This is a genomic window from Mesorhizobium sp. M1E.F.Ca.ET.041.01.1.1 (assembly GCF_003997355.1).
In the GTDB taxonomy this organism is placed as follows: domain Bacteria; phylum Pseudomonadota; class Alphaproteobacteria; order Rhizobiales; family Rhizobiaceae; genus Mesorhizobium.
This window is the reverse complement of the sequence record NZ_RZSL01000492.1, coordinates 1-4,631: the sequence shown is the minus strand read 5'-3', so window position 1 is coordinate 4,631 and position 4,631 is coordinate 1. Positions and strand designations below refer to the sequence as shown.

Here is a 4,631-nt window from a genome sequence, read left to right as displayed (position 1 = left end):
GGCGCAGGACGGCGCGCTGTTCCCGCATCTCACCATCGCCGACAATATCGGTTTCGGCATGGCGCGCGGCGAGGACAAGCGCATGGAGCGCATCGTCGAGCTCGCCTATATCGTCGGGCTGGACAAGGCTGTCTTGAAACGCCGGCCGCACGAGCTTTCCGGCGGCCAGCAGCAGCGCGTGGCGCTTGCCCGCGCGATGGCGATGAAGCCGAGGCTGATGCTGCTCGACGAGCCCTTCTCGGCGCTGGACACAGGCTTGCGCGCCTCCATGCGCAAGGCTGTCGCCGAGCTTCTGGAGGAGGCGGGCATCACCACCATCCTGGTCACCCATGACCAGGCCGAGGCGCTGTCCTTCGCCAGCCAGGTCGCCGTCATGCGCGACGGCCTGTTCTCGCAGGTCGGCACGCCGCGCGAGCTCTATTTCCAGCCCAAGGACCGGATGGTCGCCGAGTTCCTCGGCGATGCCATCATTGTCCCGGCCAAGATCGCCGACGGCTTCGCCATCTCGCCGCTCGGCCGTATCGCCGTCGACATTGCCGAGCGGCGCGACGTCGCCCGCATCATGCTCAGGCCCGAGCAGGTGCTGCTCAAGCGAACCACGCGCGAGGGCATGTCGGGGACGCCGGACATGCTGTTCGGCGAAGTGACGGACTCCGAATTCGCCGGCTCGGTCTGCACCATCGCGGTGCGGCTGCTCAACAGCCCCGACCCGCCCGATGCGGCCGCGATCGGCAACACGCCGCTCATCCTGCGCAAGACCGGCATGGACGCGCCGACGGTCGGCGAGATCGTGCGCCTCACCGTCACCGGCAAGGCGCACGTGTTCGCCTGAATCGCAGGCTGGTCGCGGTTGCTCTACCGCACCTGTTCGCCTGTCTGCGGCGACCAGAGGGGCCAGCTCTCCAGGAAATCATGGCTGTGCACGACGACGCGCTGCCCATCGATCAGGATGATCGAATAGGCGGGCGGCGCCTGCTCGACCACCTCGTCGCCGACAAGATCGAGCATGAAGCGGGCATTCAGGCCGCGCTGCGCCGAGAACGGAATGCCGGCGACAGTGCCGGCGATGTCGCGATGGACGTGGCCGAAGAAGATGTAGCGGACATTGCCGTGGCGCGTGAGCACATCGAGCAGGCGCTGCGGCTGTTCGAGGCCGAGCGGGTCGAGGATTGTCAGGCCAAGTTCCACTGGCGGATGGTGCAGGAAGAGATAGGCCGGCTTGCCTGCTGCCTCGGCAAGCCGTGCGTCGAGCCAACCCAGGCGGTTGTCGCACAGTTCTCCGGTGACGCGGCCTTCGGCCAGGCTGTCGAGGAAGACCAGCCGCCCCTCCGGCGTATCGAAGACCGATTGCACGAAGCCGTTGTCGTCGACCGGACTTTCCGGAAAGGCGGCGATGAGGTTCGCCCGCCGGTCGTGGTTCCCCGGCAGCAGCCGGTAGGGCACGGAGAGCCGGCCGAGCGCCGATTTCAGATCGGCATAGCTCCCGGCCTCGCCCGACTCGGTCAGGTCGCCGGTGAACACGCAAAGCGCTGCATCGCCGTTGCGTGCATTGATATGATCGATGCAGCGGTCGAGCCGCTCATGCAGGTCCGCACCAAAGCGGACCTCGCCCCGACGGCCGAGATGGACGTCGGTGATCTGGATGATCTTCATTCCGTGAACCCTCTATCGACCCTTACAGCGCAGGCTCCGGCACCGAAGCCTTGAAGACGTCGAGCCTGCCACCGTTCTCCGACGAGAAGAAGTGCAGGTCGCTCTCCGCGAACTGGAGGCCGATCGCGCTGCCCGGCTCGGGATGGACGGTCTCGGAGGTCACCACGGAGAATGGCGCGCCGTCGAGATCGACATAGACGACCCGGCCGGCACCCAGTTCCTCGACGAGGTCGACCGTTGCGCCGAGCGCGCTCGGCGTTCCAGGCGCCACCATGCGCACGGCCTCGGGCCGGATGCCGACCGCGATCTTCGAGCCGACGGGAAGGCCGGCGCGGGAAACGTTTAGCTTGCGGCTGCCGCCAAGCAGCGACAGCCCGTCGAGCGTGACCGTCCCTTCGAGCATGTTCATGGCCGGCGCGCCGACGAAGGTCGCCACGAAGCGGCTCGCCGGCCGGCTGTAGACTTGCGCCGGCGTGCCGACCTGCTCGACGCGGCCGCCATTCATCACCACCAGCCGGTCGGCAAGCGTCATCGCCTCGACCTGGTCATGGGTGACGAAAACGGACGTGGCGTTGAGGCGCCGATGCAGCTTGCGGATTTCCGAACGCATCTGCACGCGCAGCTTGGCGTCGAGGTTGGAGAGCGGTTCGTCGAAGAGGAAGACCTTCGGCTCGCGGATCATGGCGCGGCCCATGGCGACGCGCTGGCGCTGGCCGCCGGAAAGCGCCGTCGGCTTGCGGTCGAGCAGATGCTCGAGCTCCAGGATGCGGGCGACGGCCTGGATGCGCCGGGTTCGTTCCGCCGCCGGAACACCGGCCACCTTCAGCGAATAGCCGATATTCTGGGCCACGCTCATATGCGGATAGAGCGCGTAGTTCTGGAACACCATGGCGCAGCCGCGCTCGCGCGGCTCGAGCTTGTTGACGACCGTGCCGTCGATGGCGATCGTGCCGTCGGAAATCTCCTCCAGCCCCGCGATCATGCGCAGCAGCGTGGACTTGCCGCAGCCCGACGGCCCGAGGATGACGACGAATTCGCCGGATTTGATGTCGAGATCGACGCCGTGCACGACCTGCATCTTGGCGTAGCTTTTCCGGACATCGCGGATGGTGATGGAGGCCATTGTCCGTCTCCTTATTTTTCCGTGGCGATCAGGCCGCGCACGAACCAACGCTGCATCAGCACCACGACGATCAGCGGCGGCAGCATGACGATCAGCGTGCCGGCCATGGCGATATGCCATTCCGGCGCACCGCCGACATTGGGGATGAGCTGCTTGAGTTCCGTCACCGCCGTCGCGTGCGACTGATCCGTGGTGATGAGTAGCGGCCACAGATACTGGTTCCAGGCCCACAGGAACATGATGGTGCCGAGCGCCGCCATGTTGTTGCGCGACAGCGGCAAGAGGATATCGATGAAGAAGCGCAGCGCGCCGGCGCCGTCCATGCGCGCGGCCTCCGTCAGTTCGTCGGGCACCGTCAGGAAGAACTGGCGGTAGAGGAAGGTGCCGGTAGCGGTGGCGATCAACGGCATGATCAGGCCCGTGTAGGAATTGAGCAATCCGAGGCTGAGCGAGACCTGAACGCCGGACACCTTCTCGATCAGCCAGGAGAGCCCGGTGACGTCCATGATCGCCTGATAGGGCGACAGCACGTTGGCGACCACCGCGTAGGTCGGCACGATGCGCACCTCGAGCGGCAGCATCAGCGTGACGAAGATCAGCCAGAAGATCAGCGTCCGCCCGGGATAGCGGAAATAGACGATCGAGAAGGCGGTCAGCGCCGAGATGATCACTTTGCCGGCGGCGACGCCCGCCGCCATGATGAAGCTGTTGAAGAGCTTCGGGCCGAGGCCGGCCGTCGTCCAGGCCGTCTTGATGTTGACCCAGAAGTCGCTGCCCGGCAGCAGCGACATCGGCACGTCGTTGACGTCCTTCAGATTGTGCGAGGCGGCGATCGCCACGATGACGAACGGCGCCACGCAGAAAACGAAGCCGACGAACAAAATCAGATGCGTGAAGAAGTTGAGGATAGGGGTACGCTCGACCATGGCCGCCTCAGCGATAATGCACGCGCCGCTCGATGAAGCGGAACTGGACGATGGTCAGCACGATGATGAGCAGCATCAGGATGATGCTCTGCGCGGCCGCGCCTGAGTAGTCGAGGCCTCTGAAGCCGTCGGAATAGATCTTGTAGACCATCAGGTTGGTGGCGTTCGCCGGGCCGCCGGCGGTCATGATGTCGACGATGCCGAAGGAATCCTGAAAGCTTTCGGTGATGTTGATGACCAGGAGGAAGAAGATCGTCGGCGTGATCAGCGGGAACTGGATGTCCCAGAAGCGGCGGACGACGCCCGAGCCGTCCATCGCCGCCGCCTCGATCAGCGAGCGCGGGATCGCCTGCAGCGCGGCGAGGAAGAAGATGAAGTTGTAGCCGACATATTTCCACGAGAAGGCGATGATGACGGAGGCCATGGCGTCGGCGCCGTTGAGGCCGGGATCCCAAAAGCCCGGCCAGAACTTGTTGACGGCGGCCATGAAGCCGGCTTCCGGCGCCAGGATGAAGCGGAACGCCAGCGCCAGCGCCGGTGCTGCGATGCCGTAGGGCCAGATCAGCACGACACGGTAAAGACGTGAGCCGGCAAGCTGGCGGTCGGTCAGCGTGGCGAGCACCAGCGCGATGACCATCGCAAGACCGGTGCTGATGCCGGCGAAGACAAGGCTGGCGGTGATCGAGTTCCAGTAGTCGGCGTTGGCGAGGATCGAGCGGAAATTGTCGAGCCCGACCCAGATGTTGCCGCCGCCCCAGGGCTGCTGCAGCGTCAGCGACCAGTAGACCGCCTGGCCGGCCGGCCAATAGAAGAAGGTGAAGATCAGCAGGAGCTGCGGCACCGCGAACAGGATGCCGATCGTCCATCTGCCGAAAGTGACGCGTTTTTCCATCGATCCGCCGACGCCGTTAAACCGCCAGCCCGCCTTC

The 4,631-nt window shown here is 65.3% G+C and carries 5 protein-coding genes; 1 reads left to right on the top strand and 4 read right to left on the bottom strand.

Going from position 1 to position 4,631, the window contains the following annotated elements:
• Window positions 1-832: ABC transporter ATP-binding protein (locus tag EOA38_RS28560; RefSeq protein ID WP_145966100.1), on the top strand; the 832-nt coding region annotated here is incomplete at its 5' end.
• Window positions 833-855: 23 nt separating this feature from the next.
• Here EOA38_RS28560 and EOA38_RS28555 read toward each other — a convergent pair.
• The 4 genes from EOA38_RS28555 to EOA38_RS28540 are packed head-to-tail and all read right to left on the bottom strand — an operon-like array spanning window position 856 to window position 4,594.
• Entirely contained in the window at window positions 856-1,653 is a 798-nt protein-coding gene (locus tag EOA38_RS28555) for a phosphodiesterase (RefSeq protein ID WP_126091715.1), read from the bottom strand.
• A 22-nt stretch (window positions 1,654-1,675) separates the two neighbouring features.
• Window positions 1,676-2,776 (bottom strand): sn-glycerol-3-phosphate ABC transporter ATP-binding protein UgpC, encoded by a 1,101-nt coding sequence (gene ugpC, locus EOA38_RS28550; RefSeq protein WP_126091714.1) that lies wholly within the window; start codon window positions 2,774-2,776, stop codon window positions 1,676-1,678.
• Between the two features lie 11 nt (window positions 2,777-2,787).
• A complete protein-coding gene (locus EOA38_RS28545; RefSeq protein ID WP_126091713.1) occupies window positions 2,788-3,702 on the bottom strand; it encodes an ABC transporter permease subunit in 915 nt (304 codons plus the stop codon).
• Window positions 3,703-3,709: 7 nt separating this feature from the next.
• Window positions 3,710-4,594 carry an ABC transporter permease subunit gene (locus tag EOA38_RS28540; RefSeq protein WP_126091712.1) on the bottom strand — a complete coding sequence of 295 codons (885 nt, stop codon included), beginning with the start codon at window positions 4,592-4,594 and terminating at the stop codon, window positions 3,710-3,712.
• Window positions 4,595-4,631 lie beyond the last annotated feature (37 nt).

Excerpts from the sequence above, each read along its gene's own strand:
- ugpC (WP_126091714.1), bottom strand. The coding sequence starts at position 2,776 with ATGGCCTCCATCACCATCCGCGATGTCCGGAAAAGCTACGCCAAGATG.
- EOA38_RS28545 (WP_126091713.1), bottom strand. The coding sequence starts at position 3,702 with ATGGTCGAGCGTACCCCTATCCTCAACTTCTTCACGCATCTGATTTTG.
- EOA38_RS28540 (WP_126091712.1), bottom strand. The coding sequence starts at position 4,594 with ATGGAAAAACGCGTCACTTTCGGCAGATGGACGATCGGCATCCTGTTC.
- EOA38_RS28555 (WP_126091715.1), bottom strand. The coding sequence starts at position 1,653 with ATGAAGATCATCCAGATCACCGACGTCCATCTCGGCCGTCGGGGCGAG.